Genomic DNA, 16,049 nt, shown 5'->3' with positions numbered 1-16,049 from the left:
GGGTGTTGATCGTCAGCGCCCGAGACGACCGCTCAGCGCCTCAGTCGACGTCGACCTTCGGGTCGTACCCGGCCCGCCGGAGGGTCTCGACGACGACCTCGCGGTGCACCGGACCCCGGGTCTCGACCGAGAGCTTCAGTTCGACTTCGGAGATCTGCAGTCCCGACCCGTGACGCGTATGCAGCACTTCGATGACGTTGGCGTTCGCCTCGGCGAGCAACTCGGCGACGCGCGCGAGCTGGCCTGGACGGTCGGGCAGCCCGACACGCAGCGAGAGGTAGCGATCGGAGGCCGACAGTCCGTGCGCGATGACGCGCTGCATGAGCAGCGGGTCGATGTTGCCGCCGGAGAGGAGCGCGACGACGGGACCGTCGGATTTCACCGCACCCGTCATGAGCGCCGCGACCGAGACCGCGCCGGCCGGTTCGACGACGAGCTTCGCGCGCTCGAGGAGCACGAGCAAGGCGCGGGCGATGTCGTCTTCGGAGACGGTGACGACCTCGTCGACCGCCTCCCGGATGATCTCGAAGTTCAATTCGCCGGGGCGGTATACCGCGATGCCGTCGGCGATCGTCGGCACGATGGGCACCTGCTGCGGCGAACCGGCCGCGAGCGAGGCGACGTAGGGAGCGGCGTTCTCGGCCTGCACGCCGATGACGCGGATGACGCGGCCCTCACGGGCGGCCTGCTGCTTCACCGCGCTCGCGATGCCCGCCACGAGCCCGCCGCCGCCGACCGGCACGACGATCGTTGTGGCGTCGGGCGCCTGCTCGAGGATCTCGAGGCCGAGGGTGCCCTGTCCGGCGATGATGTCGGGATGGTCGAACGGCGGGATGAGCACCGCGCCGGTCTCGGCGGCATAGGCGGCCGCGGCCTCGAGCGCCTCGCCCACCGAGTCGCCGCGCAACACGACCTCGGCGCCGTAGTGGCGCGTCGCGTCGAGCTTCGGCAGGGCCACGCCCACCGGCATGAAGATCGTCGCGCGGATGCCGAGCTCACGCGCCGCGAACGCCACGCCTTGGGCGTGGTTGCCGGCGGAGGCTGCCACGACACCGCGCTCGCGCTCGGCCTGGGTGAGCGCCGAGATGCGATGGTAGGCGCCGCGGAGCTTGTAGGAGCCCGTTCGCTGGAGGTTCTCGCACTTGAGGTAGACGGGCACGCCGAGCTCGTCGCCGAGGAATCGTGAGGACTCCATCGGGGTCTGCCGGGCGACGCGCCCCACGACCTCGCGCGCATGCTCGAACTCGGCGAGGCTCGGCCCCGGAATGGTCGTGGTCAACTCGTTCATTCTCCTCGCGCATATCCGGGTCGTTGTGGCACGGTCCGCCAGAGCGGCGAGCGGGCGGCGATCGCCGGTGGCCCTGACTGGTCTTTCCAGGAGCCGCCGGCGATGTAGAGGATCATCACGTTGAGCACCGCGGCCACCGGCACGGCGAAGAGCGCGCCCGGAATGCCCGCGAGCAGCGAACCGGTCGCGACCGCGAGCACGACACCGAGCGGATGCACCTTCACGGCGGTGCCCATGATGAGCGGCTGCAGCACGTGGCCCTCGACCTGCTGCACGAGCAGCACGATGCCGAGCATCACGAGCGCGATGACGGGGCCGTTGTAGACGAGCGCGACGAAGATGGCCAACGCGCCCGTGACGACGGCACCGACGAAGGGGACGAACGAGCCGAGGAAGACGAGGATCGCGATCGGCACCGCGAGCGGAAGACCGAGGAAGAACGCGCCGAGGCCGATGCCGATGGCATCGATCGTTGCGACGAGGATCTGCACGCGAACGAAGTTGCCGAGCGTCGCCCAGCCCGATTGACCTGCTCCGTCGATCGCGGCGCGGGCACGTCGCGGGAAGACGCCGACGACCCAGTTCCAGATGCCGCGCCCGTCGATGAGGATGAACAGGGTCGCGAAGAGCGCGAGCAGGAGTCCCGCGATGAAGTGGCCGAGGGTCGACCCCAGCGAGAGCGCACCGGTCAGCAGCACGCTGCCGTCTTCCTGCACGGAGTTCACCACTTGGGCGACGAAGTCGTTGAGTTGCTCCTCGGTGATGTGGAAGGGCCCCTCGAGGAGCCAGACCCGGAAGTCGTTCCACGCGATCACGGATTGCGCGGCGAGCTCGTCGGAGCCGCGCACGATCTGCGTGATACCGAGCCAGAGCAGGCCGCCGACGACTGCGAGCGTCGTGAGCATCGCGGTGGTCACGGCGAGCCACTTCGGCCATCGGTGCCGCTGCAGGAAGCCCACGAAGGGCACGAGCAGGGCGCCGATGAGCACCGCCACGAGAATCGGGATGATGATGAGCCGCAGCTGGATGATGAGGAACACGATGACCGCGAGCATCCCGCCCACGAGGAGCAGTCGCCACGACCACGCGGCAGCGAGCCGCATGCTGTAGGGAATGCCGTCGGCGACCTGGTGCGCGGGTTGCGGCTCGGCCTCGACCGGCGCCTCCCCCGGCTTCGCCTCGCGCCCGAGGCCCGCTCGCGAACGAGCCCGCCCCTTCGACTCCGTCATTGCTCCAGTCTAGGCACGGCACATGCACCGAACTGCATGAGCGGACGGATGTCGCATCAGCCGCTCCTCGCGTGTCGGAGGCGCCGGATACAGTCGAGCATCATGGTCGACACCGTCAGTCCCGCCCTCGCCCGGCGCATCGCGCTCGCGGCGCAGGGCTTCTCGCGTCCGCTGCCCGAGTCGCCCGGCCTGCGCCAGGTCGGCGGGGTCGTCGATCGCCTCGGGCTCCTCCAGATCGATTCCGTGAACGTGTTCGAGCGCAGTCACTACCTCCCGGCGTTCAGCCGCATCGGCGACTACGATCGCACGCTGCTCGATCGGCTGACCACCGGCGGTCGGGGCCGCATGATCGAATACTGGGCGCACCAGGCGGCATTCATCCCACGTGAACTGTGGCCGCTCTTCGAGTTCCGTCGCGCGGAATACCGGGAGAAGGGCAGCGACTGGGGCGGCTGGGTCACCGAGAATCGCACGCTCGCCGAGTGGCTCCGTGCCGAGCTCGCGGCGAACGGGCCGATGCGCGCGAGCGAGATCGAACACGACGCCAACGAGCGCCGCGGTCCATGGTGGGGCTGGTCCGACGTCAAGCGCACGCTCGAGATGATGTTCCGCACCGGTGAGGTCGTGTGCGTCGAACGCCGCCGCTTCGAGCGCGTGTACGCGCTGCCCGAGCAGGCGCTCTCTCCCGAACTCCTCGGCGAACCGCCCGCCGAGGCCGACGCCGTGCGGCACCTCGTCGAGCTCGCGGCATCCGCTCTCGGCATCGGCACCGAGGCCGACCTCGCCGACTACTGGCGCATGAAGCGGGCGCCTGTGCGCACGGCGATCCGCGAGCTCGAGGAGTCGGGCGTGCTCCTGCCCGTCGAGGTCCCCGGCTGGACGACCGGGGCGCGGCCCACGCCCACGTGGCTGCACCGCGACGCGAAGCGGCCCCGGCGCATCGACGCGGCCGCGGTGCTCTCGCCGTTCGATCCGGTCGTGTGGTTCAGGCCCCGCACCGAGCGGCTGTTCGACTTCCACTACCGCATCGAGATCTACGTGCCCGAGCCCGACCGCAAGTTCGGCTACTACTCGCTGCCCGTGCTCATCGACGACCGGGTCGTCGGCCGCGTCGATCTCAAGAGCGACCGACAGGCGGGAGTGCTCCGCGTGCAATCGGCGTGGGCCGAGCCCGGCGCACCGGCCGAGACGGCGGCGCGGCTCGCCCCGGTACTCCTGCGTGCGGCCTCATGGCAAGGGCTCGGTGAGGTCGCGGTCACCGGCCGCGGAGATCTCTCCCCCGAACTGAGCTCTGAACTCGCCTTTGCGAAGGCGGGCGTCGCCTAGAAGGCGCCGCCCATGGTCTCGAGCCGCTTGATGCGATCGGCGATCGGCGGGTGGGTCGCGAACAGCCGGTCGATGACGCCGGGCCGCAGCGGGTCGGCGATCCAGAGGTGCGCCATCGACGAGTTCTGCCGGCGCATCGGCCGCCCGTAAGCGCCGAGCTTCTCGAGGGCGCTCGCCAGTGCGTCGGGATGCCGCGTCGTCATCGCGCCAGTGGCGTCGGCCAGGTACTCGCGCTGTCGTGACACGGCGAGCTGCACGAGGCTCGCGACGAGCGGCGCGATGAGCATGGCGACGAGGCCGAAGATGAGCACGACGGGGTTCTGGTTGTTGCCGCGCCCGAAGAACGTCATGCGCACGAGCATGTCGGAGATGAAGCCCACTGCCACCACGAGCCCGAAGACGACCATCGAGAGGCGGATGTCGTAGTTGCGCACGTGGCCGAGCTCATGCGCCATGACGCCCTCGAGCTCGGCGTCGTCCATGATCTCGAGCAGGCCAGTGGTCGCGGCGACGACCGCGTGCTCGGGGTCGCGACCGGTGGCGAATGCGTTGGGCGCGGGGTCGGAGATGACGTACACCTTCGGCATCGGCGTGCCGGTCGTGATCGAGAGGTTCTCCACCGTTCGCCAGAGCCGCGGGTGGTCGGCCTTGCTCTTCAGCTCGATCGCGCCCGACATGGCGATGGCCTGCCGGTCGGCGGTGAAGTACTGGAACAGGGCGTACACCGTCGCGATGACGAGCGTCACGATGACGATCGTGACGTCGCCGTACACCCACGCGGCCAGCCATCCCAGCCCGCCGATGATGGCGAGGAAGAACAGGATGATGAAGAAGGTGTTGCGCTTGTTCTTGGCTATCGCTCGGTACATCGTCGTGCGTTAGAACTGGACGCGCGGAGGCTCTGCGATGGCGGCAGGCTCCGTGACCTCGAAGAAGTCGCGCTCGTGGAAGCCGAGGCCGCGTACGAACAGCGTGTTCGGGAACACCTTGATCTTCGTGTTGAGCTCGCGGACGCCGCCGTTGTAGAACCGGCGTGACGCCTGGATCTTGTCTTCGGTGTCGACCAGCTCGGCCTGGAGCTGGAGGAAGTTCTGGCTCGCCTGCAACTGGGGGTAGGCCTCGGCGACGGCGAAGATCGACTTCAGTGCCTGCTGCATGTGATTCTCGGCCGCGCCGGCCTCGGCCGGGCCCTGCGCCTGGAGTGTCTCGGCTCGCGCTCGCGTGACGTTCTCGAACACGGCCTTCTCATGCGCCGCATAGCCCTTGACCGCCTCGATGAGGTTGGGAATAAGGTCGGCACGCCGTTTCAGCTGCACCGTGATGTCGCTCCAAGCCTCGTCGACGCGTACGTTGAGGGTGACGAGCGAGTTGTAGGTGGCCCACAGGTAGATGCCGGCGATCACCACGAGCGCAACGACGATGATGACGGGAATGAGCCATTCCATGGCACGGACTCCTAGCGCTCTGAGCGACGTATTCGGGTGTCTGATCATCCTACCGAGCACCCCTGTTCGCCCCCTGTGCTTCCCATGAGACTCAGAGGAAGCGGAGGGCCTGCTCCGGGCGTAGGCTCAGGCTGTGGCCGAGGCACCTGCACCGCGCGGTCGCGGTCGCCCGAAGGGGGCCAATCGCGACGATACGAGGGCCCGCATCCTCGAGGCGGCGACCGCCGAATTCGGCGAGCACGGCTACGAGGCCGCCTCGGTGCGTGCGATCGCTCGCCGCGCCGGCGTCGACCCGGCACTCGTGCACCACTACTTCGAGGGCAAGTCCGCGCTCGTCGCCGAAGTCGTCGAGGTGCCGCTGCGCCCCGACCGGCTCGTGCGCGACGCGCTCGACGGCCCGGTCGACGAGCTGGGCGCTCGACTCGTGCGTGCCGTGCTCAGCGCCTGGGATTCCGCCGGGGTGCGTCCGGCCGCGGTCGCTGCGTTGCGCTCGGCGATCGGCCAGGGTCCGGTGGCACGGATGCTGCGCGAGTTCCTGCGCCGCGAGATCATGCACCGCATCGCGAGCCGGCTCGGTGACGACGACCGAGCCGACGCCGAGCTCCGCGCCGAGCTCGCGGCATCCCAGATCGTCGGAGTGATCATGGTGCGCTACGTGCTCGCCTTCGAGCCCGCCGCCTCGGTGAGCATCGACGAGCTCGTCGCGCGCGTCGGGCCGGCGGTGCAGTGGCACCTGACCGGTCGTCCTCCCGGCACTTGACAGCCGGTTCGGGCAAGCGAAGAATTCAGCACATGATGAATAATGCGGATGCCGCCGCTGGTCCCGCGATCATCGTGCGCGACCTGCACGTGCGTCGCGCCGGCACTCCCGTGCTGCACGGGTTGTCGGTCGACGTGCCGCGCGGCCGCATCGTGGGCCTCCTCGGGCCGAGCGGCAGCGGCAAGACGACGCTCATGCGCTCGCTCGTGGGCGTGCAGGTGGTGGACTCGGGCACGATCGAGGTGCTCGGGCTCCCAGCCGGGTCGGCCGCGCTCCGCTCGCGCGTCGCCTACGTGACGCAGCAGGCGAGCGTGTACGACGACCTCACGGTGCGCCAGAACCTCGCGTTCTTCCGCCGGGTGCTCGGTGCTCCGGCATCCGACGTCGACAGCGTCATCGAGCGCACCGACCTCGGCTCCGTCGAAGGACGGCTCGCCGGATCGCTCTCGGGCGGGCAACGCGGCCGCGTCTCGCTCGCCGCCGCCCTGCTCGGCGCCCCCGAGGTGCTCGTGCTCGACGAGCCGACCGTCGGCCTCGACCCCGTGCTCCGCGTCGAGCTGTGGGAGCTCTTCCACCGACTCGCCGAGGCCGGTGCGACGCTCCTCGTCTCGAGCCACGTGATGGACGAGGCGAAACGCTGCGACCGGCTGCTCCTCATGCGCGACGGCGCGCTCCTTGCCGACGACACCGTGCCCGGCGTGCTCGAGGCCACCGGCACCGACGACGTCGAGACGGCGTTCCTCCGCCTCATCGAGCGCGGCGTTCCCGATCTGCACCCCGAGACCGGGTCGGAGGTGGCGTGATGCCGCTCTCGCGCACGTTCGCCACCACCGGTCGCGTGCTCACGCAGATCCGGCACGATCCGCGCACGATCGGGCTCCTGCTCGTGGTGCCGAGCCTGCTCATCGGCCTCGTCGCGTGGATCTTCACCGACACCGACCTCTTCGCCGACATCGGGCCCGCGATGATCGCCCTCTTCCCGTTCATCGTCATGTTCCTCGTGACGAGCATCTCCACACTGCGCGAGCGGCGGAGCGGCACGCTCGAGCGATTGTTCTCGATGCCGCTCGGCAAAGGCGACTTCATCCTCGGCTACGCGCTCGCGTTCGGCCTGCTCGCGATCTTCCAGACGGCGATCGCGGTGTCGTTCGCGGTCTGGGTGTGCGGTCTCGAGATCGAAGGGTCGATCTGGCTCCTCTTCGCGGTCGCCATCGCCGACGCCCTGCTCGGCACGGCGCTCGGCCTGCTCGCGAGCGCGTTCGCGCGTTCGGAGTTCCAGGTCGTGCAGTTCCTGCCGCTCCTCGTCTTCCCGCAGATCCTGCTCGGCGGCATCTTCATCCCCCGCGACCAGTTGCCCGAGGCGCTCGAGGCGATCAGCGAGTGGCTCCCGCTCAGCTTCGCGATCGACGCGCTCAGGGCGGTGGCCGACGACTCGGAGGACGCCGAGTGGATCACAGCGAAGCTCATCGTGATCGGCGCGTGGATCATCGGGTCGATCGTGCTCGGGTCGGTCACGCTGCGCCGGCGCACGCCCTGACGCGGGGGCGCGACCTAGGCGCCGAGCACGCGCTCGAGGTAGGGGTTCGCGAAGCGCCGCTCGGGATCGAGCTCCTCGCGCACGAGCAGGAAGTCGTCGAATCGCGGGTACACCTCGCGCAACTCCGCCGCCGTTCGCGAGTGCATCTTGCCCCAGTGCGGCCGCCCGCCGAAGCCGACCATGATCTGCTCGACGGCGGCGAAGTACTCGCTCGGGTCCTCGCGGAAGTACCGATGCACGGCGAGATAGCCGGTCTCCCGGCCATACGCCGTCGAGAGCCAGTTGTCGTCGGATGCCGCCGCGCGCACCTCGATCGGGAAGCTGATGCGCCATCCGCGCCGTTCGATGAGGGCTCGCACTTCGCGGAGCGCCTCGGGCACGACGGCGAGCGGAACCGCGTACTCCATCTCGCGGAAGCGCACGGTGCGATTCGTGGTGAACACCGCGGGCGAGAAGTCGGTGAAGTCGCGGTCGCCCGTGACCTTGTCGAGATTCCGGGCGAAGAACGGCGTCGTGGCCGGCGCGGCCACGCCGAGCCCGCAGATCGCACGATAGGCGCCGTTCGCGAGGAGCTCGTCGTCGACCCACCGTCTCAGGCGGCCGAGGGGCTTCCGCGGTGCATCGCCCGGCAGGCGCGTGTTCGTCTTCGCCAGCGCCGTGTCGGTGTGCGGGAACCAGTACAGATCGAAGTGGTCGGCGCCGCGAACCCGATCGAGCCACCCGTCGAGCATTTCCTCGAGCGGTTGGTGCGTCTCGACCGCGTGCAGCACGAACCGCGGCACGAGCTGCAGGGTCACTTCGACGAGCACGCCGAGGGCGCCGAGGCCGAGTCGCACGGCGGGCAGGAGCTCGGGCCGTTCGGTTTCGCTCACGGTGACGAGCTCCCCCGCACCGTCGACGAGCTTCGCGCCGACGATCTGCGTCGCGAGACCGCCGAAGGCGAGCCCGGTGCCGTGAGTGCCCGTCGACGTGGCGCCGGCGATCGTCTGCTTGTCGATGTCACCCATGTTGGGCAGCGCGAGCCCGTAGGGTGCGAGCAGGCGGGGCAGTTCGTGGAGCCGGGTGCCGGCGGCGAGCGTGACGCGGCCGGTCGCGACATCCGCGTCGATCACTCCCGAGAGGTCGGCGAGGTCGAGCTGCACGTCGGGGGCGACGGCGATGCCCGTGAAGCTGTGGCCCGAGCCCACGGGCTTCACCCGGAGACCGGATGCCGCGGCGGCGACCACGGCTCGCTGCACGGCGCCGGCCGTGGCCGGTCGTTCCACGCGCATCGGACGCGCCGACTCGGTGCGGGCCCAATTGCGCCACACCGCTCCGCTCGCCGTCACAGGAACGCCTTGCCCTCTCCCCGGTAGGTCGGGATCGTCTCGACGACCGCACCGCCGTCGACCACGGCGAACTCGTTCAGGTGCTCCGAGAGCTCGCCCGACTTCGTGTGCCGGAACCAGACCCGGTCGCCGGCTTCGAGTCGGGCCGCAGCTCGACCGGTGACCGGGGTCTGCACCTCGCCGGCCGACTCGCGCGCGACCATCGAGAGCCCCTCGGGCCACACGATGCGAGGAACACGGTCGGCCGTGGGCGGCCCCGAGGCGATCCATCCGCCGCCGAGGATCGTCGCGTGTGCGGGGCTCGGCGAGCGCACCACGTCGAGCGCGAAGGCCGCAGCGGGAGCCGGGGTGAAGTGGGCATAACCGTCGAAGAGGTGCCCGCCGAAGAGGCCGGAACCCGCGGCGACCTCGGTGATCGACGGGTCGGCCGACGTGAGCTCGAGCGAGCCCGTGCCGCCGCCGTTCACGAATTCGAGCTCGGCGTGCCTGCGCACGGCCGCGACCGCACGCGCACGGCGCTCGACGAGCTCGGGCATCGATCGGGACTGCATCCAGCGATTGAGCGCCCCGTCGATCGGTCGGCCTTCGGGCTGGTTCCCGACTCCCGCGATCTGGGCTTCGTACGACATCATGCCGACGAGTGCGAATCCGGGCCGCTTCGCGATGTAGGCAGCGAGCGCGCCCGCGTCGGCGGGGTCGTGCACTGGAGATCGACGTACGCCGAGGTGGCCGAGCACTGGCGCATCCCACGAGGCGTCGAGCTCGAGGCATAACCGGATCGGCTCGCGCCGCCCCGGCGGCAGGACCGAGTCGATGAGGTCGAGTTGCGCGGGCGAGTCGACCATGAGGGTGATGCGGCTCGCCAGCGCCGGGTCGGTCGCCAGTCGCTGGATGCCGCCCCGTTCTGCCGTGGGGTAGCCGACCACGAGGTCGTCGACCGAATCGGCGAGCCACAGCGCCTCGGCGAGCGTGTAGGCGAGCACCCCCCGGTAGCCGGGCATCTCGAGCAGCGCCTCGATGACGCTGCGCACGCGCACCGATTTCGACGCGATGCGGATGGGGGTGCCGCTCGCGCGGCGCACCATGTCGAGCGCGTTGTGCCGCAGCGCCCCGAGGTGGAGGGCGCCGACGGGAGCGTCGAGGTGCGCCGTCGCGGCGGTGAGGGCCGGCCAGTGCCGCTCAGGAGTGAGCCAGCTCGCGGCATCCGTCGTCGGATTGCCCGTGAAGCGCAGTTCGAGGCTCATCAGCGCACGTTCCGCACGCGAGAGACGGCGAGCGCACCGCCGAAGGCGAAGACCGCGCCGAGCACGAACACGAGCGTGAACGAGCCCGTCGCGAGCACGGCGAACGCACCGAGCAATGGGCCGATCGACTGGGGAACGGCCGAGGCGATGTTCATGATGCCGAGGTCTTTGCCGCGCGACGCCGGGTCGGGCAGCACCTGGGTGGCGAGCGCCTGGTCGACCGAGAGGAAGCAGCCATAGCCGAGGCCGAGGAGCCCGGCGGCGATCATCGCGACGGTGAGGTCGGGCAGGATCGCGAGCAGGAGTGCAGCGACGCCCTGCAGCCCGGCCGCCACGAACACGAACACGCGCCGGCGGCCGAGTCGGTCGGAGAGGCGGCCGAGGGTGAGCGAGGCGATGATGACGAACACCATGTAGATGAGCGTGAGGATGATGAGGTCGGCCTCGGCATTCTCGTCGCCCAGACCGAACATCAGGAAGTACAGCAGGAGGCTCGTGCCGAGGGCGTTGCCGATCGAGACGAGCACTCGGCTGAGCAGCGTCCAGCCGAAGTCGGGATACTGCCTCGGGCTGATCCACAGGCTCGCGAGGATGCTGCGGGCTGACACGCGGGCTCGCTCGACCGCCGCGAGCGGCTGGTCGTGGCGCCGCAGGAACGGCAGCACGAGCACGAGGAGCACCACCGCGAGCACGGCGTACCCCGCCGCCGCGCCCGGTACGAGTTCGGTCACGATCACGAGGCCCACGATGATGCCCACCGCCTGCGGCGCGGACATCCAGCCCGAGACGAAGCCGCGCTGGCCGACCGGCACCTGGTCGGAGATCGTCGCCGTGAGTGCGGCCGTCATGATGCAGAACCCGACGGTCGCCGCGATCCATGCAGCACCGATCGTCCAGAGCTCGGTCTGGAAGCCGAGCGCGACGAGGGAGAACGCGAACACGAGCGCGCCGATCGCGATCCACGGGCGCCTGCGACCGAACCGCGACGTCGTGCGGTCGGAGAGCGCACCGGTGAGCGGATACGCGACGATCACGAAGAGCGAGGCGATGCCCGAGATCACGCCGAACGCCATCACGCTGTCGACCCAGTCGTCGGGATGCAGCTGCGCATCGATCTGCGCGGGCAGGAGCAGTTGCACGGGCGTGAGCTGCGCCATCCAGATGCCGAGCCAGGAGCCCGCGAACGCCGCGATCCAGCCCCGTGAGACCCGCCGGGTCGGTTCGCCGAGTGCAGAGGGAGCGGTCTCGACAGTCGTCATCGCGGTTCGGCCATTCTCGAGAGGGCGTCGGCGGCCGCGTGCGCGACCGCTCGTGCTGCATCGTCGTCGCGGTCGACGAGCCACGTGAGGGTGAGCCCGTCGGTGAAGGCCACGAGCACGCGGGCCACCTGTTCCACGGGCCGGTCCCACGTGGTGCCGGCGTGGCTCGCGGCGACCTCGAGCGAGTGCGCCGCGAGCTCGGCATACCGTGCGTATTGCGCGACGGCGAGCGGATGCCGCTCGAGCGACCGCAGCGCGTACTGCGTGAGCTCGAGCATCGCCTGCTCGTGCTCGGGATCGGCACGCAAGTGCTCGAAGTAGCGCAGCAGTCCTGCCTCGAGGATCTCGCGCAGGTCTCCGCCCGGCACTGGTTCGGGGAGCACGGCGTGCTGCTCGCGAGCGACGACCGTGGTGATGAGTTCATCGATGAGCTCGTCACGGGATTCGAACGCGTAGTGGAAGCTCGCGAGCGACATGCCCGCCTCGGCGACGATCGCGCGCGTCGTCGCCTGTGCGATGCCTCGGCGAGAGACCACGCGCAGGGCGGCTTCGACGAGTGCGCTGCGGCGCTCGGGAGCAGAGATGCGACCCACGCGACTCCTCCCGACGCCATCGCCGACCGAAGTGGGACGGTCGTCCCAGTCGCACCAGTATGCACGAAAGTCCCGCTGGGCGCACCGGTGTTCGGCGGCGGCGGTGCGCCGCGGCTTCGTGGCTTCATGGGCCCACTACGCTCGCAACATGCGTCTGGGGGTTCTCGATGTCGGTTCCAACACCGTGCACCTGCTCGTCGTCGACGCACATCCCGGCGCTCGGCCCATCCCGACCGCTTCGCAGAAGTCGGTCCTTCGGCTCATGCGGTACCTCGACGACGACGGAGCGATCAGCGAGCAGGGCGTCGAGGCGATCGTCACCGCCGTCCGCGACGCTGTCCGGGTGGCACGCAAGTCGGGCATCGACGAGATGCTCGCGTTCGCGACATCCGCGATCCGCGAGGCCGCCAACGGTGCCGCGGTGCTGGCCCGCATCGAGGAGGCCGCAGGGATCCACCTCAGTGTGCTCAGCGGCTCCGACGAGGCGCGTCTCACGTTCCTCGCGGTGCGACGCTGGTACGGGTGGTCGGCCGGCCGCGTCCTCCTCTTCGACATCGGAGGCGGTTCGCTCGAGATCGCTCACGGGGCCGACGAGATCCCGGATGTCGCGCAATCGGTTCCGCTCGGCGCCGGCCGCTCGACGATCGAGTTCCTCCCCGACGACCCACCCACCGAGAAGCAGGTCGAACGCCTTCGCAAGCATGCCCGCGGCCTGCTCTCCGACACACTCCGCGACGTCGGCGGCATTCCCGAAGCCGACCACGTCGTGGGCTCATCCAAGACGATCCGTTCACTCGCGAAGCTCGCCGGAAGCACCGAGGAAGGCGTCGGAGCAGAGGAGCGCAGCATCCTGAAGCTCTCGGCCCTCGATGACTGGATCCCACGACTCGCACGCATCCCCGCCGACGCGCGGCCGGCACTGCCCGGCATCACCGAGGACCGCACGTTCCAGATCGTCGCGGGAGCCATCGTGCTCTCCGAGACGATGCGCGCCTTCAAGGCGAAAGTGCTCGAAGTCTCGCCGTGGGCACTCCGTGAGGGGCTGATCCTGCGCCGACTGGACCGGCTCACGTAGTCGGTGTCATCTAAGGGGGAAAGTCTGGCCGCCAAGGGCAACGCCGCAACGCAGCATTCACGGAGGCTTCCGAACCGTCGAGGATGGCTGCGACGGCTGTTGCTGGGATCACTCGGGGCAGCGATCATCTGCGCAACGACGATCCTCCCGAGCCAATCGGAGCAGGCGCAGGCGGTCTCCGCCAATCCCCAGGTCCTTGCACAGACGCTCATGAACGCGCGTGCACAGGGCCGCTTCGATTCGATCTCTTTCGGAGTGGTGTCCCAGATCATCGCACCGGTCGCCCGTGGCGAGAGTCCCGCGGCCGGGTGCCGCCTTGACGTCCGGGTGTTCCAGATCCTGGTGCTGACGCTGAACGAGTATGGTTCGCTGTTCATCAGCGACCTGCTCCGGTCGTGCCCCGGCGTGCTGCAGGACCCGCCCTGCCCGACGAGCTACACCTCCCCGCACTGTTCCGATCCCGGACGGGCCGTCGATTTCGTTCGCGTCGGGGGCACGCGCATCACGGGCGGCACCGGCTCCATCCCGTTCCTGAGGTTCCTCGACTCCATCGTTCCCTGGGGCACCCAAGCCGGCCAGTCGGGGTGTGGCAGTTCGATCTCGCTGGAGTACATCACGAGTCGATTCGCCGATTCATGCGACCACCTCCATCTGGCGATACCGACGACCGGCGTCGTCAGGGATGCGACGACTCGGGAGAGCGATCTCGCGAAGCTTGCGATCGGCTCCGCGGACTTCAACGGAGACGGTCGATCTGACGTCTTCCGGATCGTCCCGACCGGGACGCTCTCCTACTACCAGGGAAATGGTCAAGGCTCATGGCTGTCTCCGGCGGGAATCTCGATCGGCAGCTCGTGGGATGCGATGGGGAAGGTCATCGCACCCGGAGACTTCAGCGGCGATGGAGCGTCCGACGTGATCGGCATCACGACCGACGGAGCGATGCGCCTCTACCCGGGCAACGGTGCAGGCAGCTGGGCGAACGCCGGCGGAACGGTCATCGGCAGCGGGTGGAACGCGTTCACGTCCGTGTTCTCACCCGGCGACTTCAACGGAGACGGCGGAGCGGACATCATCGGTGTGAGGCCGGACGGGACGATGTTGCTGTACTCCGGCAATGGCTCGGGTGGATGGACCTCGCCGGCCGGACAGGTGATCGGTTCGGGGTGGGACGTGTTCACCAAGCTCCTGAGCCCGGGTGATTTCAGCGGGGACGCGAAGCCCGACGTGCTCGCTGTCACCGCGGCAGGCTCACTCCGCATCTACACCGGCGATGGCTCGGGCAGCTGGGCTGAGCCGCTTGGCATCGTCATCGGCTCGGAATGGGACCAGTTCATCAACCTGACGAGTCCCGGGGACTTCACGGGCGATGGTGCAACAGACATCCTGGGCGTGACAGACGACGGCGTGCTCCGTCTCTACCGCGGCAATGGCGCCGGCGGCTGGGGAACTCACTCCGGGGAACAGATCGGTACCGGTTGGCACTGATCAACCGGTCGTGCGACCCGCGATGACTCGAGCGATGGCGCTGATCGCGGTCTGAAGTCGCGCCGGATGGTGGCCGGCGTAGTTGATGATGAGCCCGGGTGCGCCCGAGCCTGCGTAGTGCCTGCTCAGGGGCTGGACGATGACGCCCTCGGCGCGAGCCTCGGCTGCGACATGTTCGTCGTCGAACTGCTCGGGGAGCCTCACGACGATGTGCAGACCCGCCGCGACGCCTCCGATGTGCAGGGCTGGCATCGATGCGCGGATGGCCGTGACCGCCGCGTCGCGCCGCACCCGATGCCGTGTGCGCATGACGCGCAGGTGTCGTTCGAGTGTGCCGTTCGCGAGGAGGAGCGCGAGGGTCAATTGCGGCAGCGCCGGAGACCCGAGGTCGGTGGCCCAGCGCAACTCGACGAGCTTCCGGTGAAGGTGCGCCGGCGGCACGAGCCAGCCGAGTCGAAGTGCCGGGGCGAGGGTCTTCGACAGGCTCGCGGTGTAGGCGACCGCGTCGGGAGCGAGCGGCTGCACGGCACGGACGGGCCTGCGGTCGTAGCGGTATTCGGCGTCGTAGTCGTCTTCGATGATCAGGTTCTCGCCGTCGCGCGTCCAGGCCACCAGCTCACGCCGCCGTTCCGGCGAGAGCACCACTCCGGTGGGGTACTGGTGCGCCGGGGTCACGAGCACCGCGTGCGCGCCCGATTCGGCGAGCGATCGCGTGTCGATCCCGTCGTCGTCGACGGGCACGGGGCTGACGTGGGGCATCCAGTAGCGCAGGATGCGTCGGCTCCCCTCGGCGCTCGGATCCTCGACGGCGGCGGTGGTGTGGCCGTTGGCGCGCAGGACCTGCGCGAGCAGGCTGACCGCCCCGGTGACGCCGGCGGTGACGATGATGCGATCCGGAGGCGCCGTGACGCCGCGTGAACGGCTGAGCCATCCGCTCAGCTCTCGCCTGAGCTCTTCGGTACCCTCGGGCTTTCCATACCCGAGCTGGCGCGTTGTGGCTGTCGACAGCGCCTCGTTCTCGGCGCGCAACCATGCCGTCCGCGGGAACGACGCGAGGTCGGGCAACCCTGCGGCCAGGTCGATGACGTCCCGGCTGCGGGGCGCGTCGATCCCGGCCGAACCACTCCTCTCCTCGACGTGCCGCGCGTGCCCGGATGCCGCCGGCTGGTGCAGCGCCGGCGCGACGACGATCGTGCCCGCGCGGGCATTCCCCTCGATGAGCCCCTCCTCGGTGAGCCGCCGATAGGCCTCGACCACCGTGCCGCGCGAGAACCTCAGGTCGGCTGCGAGAACCCGTGTCGGCGGCAGCCGAGAGCCGGTCACCAGCACGTGACCGAGAACCGCCTCGCGGATGCGGGCCGTGAGCCAGTCGGTCCGCGCGCCTCGGGCCACGCACTGGGGGTCGAGTTGGAGGAAGTCCGAGCCATCCATTGGACCAATGTACTGCGTCGGCTTTGGCTCTATGGAGTGGGCCATC

The 16,049-nt window shown here is 69.5% G+C and carries 15 protein-coding genes; 6 read left to right on the top strand and 9 right to left on the bottom strand.

The window, feature by feature from the left end:
* Nucleotides 1–40: 40 nt before the first annotated feature.
* Complete coding sequence (gene ilvA / locus ESP51_RS09125; RefSeq protein ID WP_129520593.1) at nucleotides 41–1,288, bottom strand: threonine ammonia-lyase; 1,248 nt, start codon at nucleotides 1,286–1,288, stop codon at nucleotides 41–43.
* Nucleotides 1,285–2,517 carry an AI-2E family transporter gene (locus ESP51_RS09120; protein ID WP_129520592.1) on the bottom strand — a complete coding sequence of 411 codons (1,233 nt, stop codon included), beginning with the start codon at nucleotides 2,515–2,517 and terminating at the stop codon, nucleotides 1,285–1,287. The genes ilvA and ESP51_RS09120 overlap by 4 nt, the downstream gene beginning before the upstream one ends.
* Nucleotides 2,518–2,619: 102 nt before the next feature.
* Between ESP51_RS09120 and ESP51_RS09115 the strand changes: the two genes are divergently transcribed.
* Nucleotides 2,620–3,843 (top strand): winged helix-turn-helix domain-containing protein, encoded by a 1,224-nt coding sequence (locus ESP51_RS09115; protein WP_129520591.1) that lies wholly within the window; start codon nucleotides 2,620–2,622, stop codon nucleotides 3,841–3,843.
* Here ESP51_RS09115 and ESP51_RS09110 read toward each other — a convergent pair.
* Both ESP51_RS09110 and ESP51_RS09105 read right to left on the bottom strand, forming a co-directional pair.
* A complete protein-coding gene (locus tag ESP51_RS09110) occupies nucleotides 3,840–4,712 on the bottom strand; it encodes a M48 family metalloprotease (RefSeq protein ID WP_129520590.1) in 873 nt (290 codons plus the stop codon). The two genes, ESP51_RS09115 and ESP51_RS09110, sit on opposite strands and share 4 nt — an antisense overlap.
* A gap of 9 nt (nucleotides 4,713–4,721) precedes the next feature.
* Entirely contained in the window at nucleotides 4,722–5,288 is a 567-nt protein-coding gene (locus ESP51_RS09105) for a LemA family protein (RefSeq protein WP_129520589.1), read from the bottom strand.
* A 133-nt stretch (nucleotides 5,289–5,421) separates the two neighbouring features.
* Between ESP51_RS09105 and ESP51_RS09100 the strand changes: the two genes are divergently transcribed.
* Genes ESP51_RS09100 through ESP51_RS09090 form a run of 3 tightly spaced genes read left to right on the top strand, consistent with a single transcriptional unit; the run spans nucleotide 5,422 to nucleotide 7,585 of the window.
* Complete coding sequence (locus ESP51_RS09100; protein ID WP_241843077.1) at nucleotides 5,422–6,048, top strand: TetR/AcrR family transcriptional regulator; 627 nt, start codon at nucleotides 5,422–5,424, stop codon at nucleotides 6,046–6,048.
* A gap of 32 nt (nucleotides 6,049–6,080) precedes the next feature.
* Complete coding sequence (locus tag ESP51_RS09095) at nucleotides 6,081–6,851, top strand: ABC transporter ATP-binding protein (RefSeq protein WP_129520588.1); 771 nt, start codon at nucleotides 6,081–6,083, stop codon at nucleotides 6,849–6,851.
* The gene (locus ESP51_RS09090) at nucleotides 6,851–7,585 is read left to right on the top strand and encodes an ABC transporter permease (RefSeq protein WP_129520587.1); all 735 of its coding nucleotides are present in this window, start codon (nucleotides 6,851–6,853) and stop codon (nucleotides 7,583–7,585) included. The genes ESP51_RS09095 and ESP51_RS09090 overlap by 1 nt, the downstream gene beginning before the upstream one ends.
* 14 nt (nucleotides 7,586–7,599) lie before the next feature.
* On the opposite strand, the gene ESP51_RS09085 is transcribed toward ESP51_RS09090, so the two are convergent.
* Genes ESP51_RS09085 through ESP51_RS09070 form a run of 4 tightly spaced genes read right to left on the bottom strand, consistent with a single transcriptional unit; the run spans nucleotide 7,600 to nucleotide 12,009 of the window.
* Complete coding sequence (locus tag ESP51_RS09085) at nucleotides 7,600–8,913, bottom strand: D-arabinono-1,4-lactone oxidase (RefSeq protein ID WP_129520586.1); 1,314 nt, start codon at nucleotides 8,911–8,913, stop codon at nucleotides 7,600–7,602.
* Nucleotides 8,910–10,157, bottom strand: a complete 1,248-nt coding sequence (locus ESP51_RS09080; RefSeq protein ID WP_129520585.1) for an alanine racemase — start codon at nucleotides 10,155–10,157, stop codon at nucleotides 8,910–8,912. Before ESP51_RS09080 ends, ESP51_RS09085 begins: the two co-directional genes overlap by 4 nt.
* The gene (locus ESP51_RS09075) at nucleotides 10,157–11,416 is read right to left on the bottom strand and encodes an MFS transporter (RefSeq protein ID WP_129520584.1); all 1,260 of its coding nucleotides are present in this window, start codon (nucleotides 11,414–11,416) and stop codon (nucleotides 10,157–10,159) included. Before ESP51_RS09075 ends, ESP51_RS09080 begins: the two co-directional genes overlap by 1 nt.
* Nucleotides 11,413–12,009 carry a TetR/AcrR family transcriptional regulator gene (locus ESP51_RS09070; protein WP_129520583.1) on the bottom strand — a complete coding sequence of 199 codons (597 nt, stop codon included), beginning with the start codon at nucleotides 12,007–12,009 and terminating at the stop codon, nucleotides 11,413–11,415. Before ESP51_RS09070 ends, ESP51_RS09075 begins: the two co-directional genes overlap by 4 nt.
* Nucleotides 12,010–12,157: 148 nt before the next feature.
* Here ESP51_RS09070 and ESP51_RS09065 point away from each other — a divergent pair, with 148 nt between their 5' ends.
* Nucleotides 12,158–13,084, top strand: a complete 927-nt coding sequence (locus ESP51_RS09065) for a Ppx/GppA phosphatase family protein (protein ID WP_129520582.1) — start codon at nucleotides 12,158–12,160, stop codon at nucleotides 13,082–13,084.
* A 258-nt stretch (nucleotides 13,085–13,342) separates the two neighbouring features.
* Nucleotides 13,343–14,572: an FG-GAP-like repeat-containing protein gene (locus ESP51_RS09060; protein ID WP_164990469.1), complete on the top strand. Its 1,230-nt coding sequence runs from the start codon at nucleotides 13,343–13,345 to the stop codon at nucleotides 14,570–14,572.
* Here the strand turns inward: ESP51_RS09060 and pdxR are convergent, their stop codons facing one another.
* Nucleotides 14,573–16,003, bottom strand: coding sequence for a MocR-like pyridoxine biosynthesis transcription factor PdxR (pdxR, locus tag ESP51_RS09055; RefSeq protein ID WP_129520580.1), 1,431 nt, complete (start codon nucleotides 16,001–16,003; stop codon nucleotides 14,573–14,575).
* Nucleotides 16,004–16,049: the final 46 nt, after the last annotated feature.

It is taken from the genome of Agromyces albus (assembly GCF_004134825.1).
GTDB classification, from domain to species: domain Bacteria; phylum Actinomycetota; class Actinomycetes; order Actinomycetales; family Microbacteriaceae; genus Agromyces; species Agromyces albus.
Note: the sequence above shows the minus strand (reverse complement) of the source record. Positions and strands in the feature narration are given on the sequence as shown.

Coding starts and splice junctions, on each gene's coding strand:
- ilvA (WP_129520593.1), bottom strand. CDS start 1,288: ATGAACGAGTTGACCACGACCATTCCGGGGCCGAGCCTCGCCGAGTTC.
- ESP51_RS09120 (WP_129520592.1), bottom strand. CDS start 2,517: ATGACGGAGTCGAAGGGGCGGGCTCGTTCGCGAGCGGGCCTCGGGCGC.
- ESP51_RS09115 (WP_129520591.1), top strand. CDS start 2,620: ATGGTCGACACCGTCAGTCCCGCCCTCGCCCGGCGCATCGCGCTCGCG.
- ESP51_RS09110 (WP_129520590.1), bottom strand. CDS start 4,712: ATGTACCGAGCGATAGCCAAGAACAAGCGCAACACCTTCTTCATCATC.
- ESP51_RS09105 (WP_129520589.1), bottom strand. CDS start 5,288: ATGGAATGGCTCATTCCCGTCATCATCGTCGTTGCGCTCGTGGTGATC.
- ESP51_RS09095 (WP_129520588.1), top strand. CDS start 6,081: ATGATGAATAATGCGGATGCCGCCGCTGGTCCCGCGATCATCGTGCGC.
- ESP51_RS09090 (WP_129520587.1), top strand. CDS start 6,851: ATGCCGCTCTCGCGCACGTTCGCCACCACCGGTCGCGTGCTCACGCAG.
- ESP51_RS09080 (WP_129520585.1), bottom strand. CDS start 10,157: ATGAGCCTCGAACTGCGCTTCACGGGCAATCCGACGACGGATGCCGCG.
- ESP51_RS09075 (WP_129520584.1), bottom strand. CDS start 11,416: ATGACGACTGTCGAGACCGCTCCCTCTGCACTCGGCGAACCGACCCGG.
- ESP51_RS09065 (WP_129520582.1), top strand. CDS start 12,158: ATGCGTCTGGGGGTTCTCGATGTCGGTTCCAACACCGTGCACCTGCTC.
- pdxR (WP_129520580.1), bottom strand. CDS start 16,003: ATGGATGGCTCGGACTTCCTCCAACTCGACCCCCAGTGCGTGGCCCGA.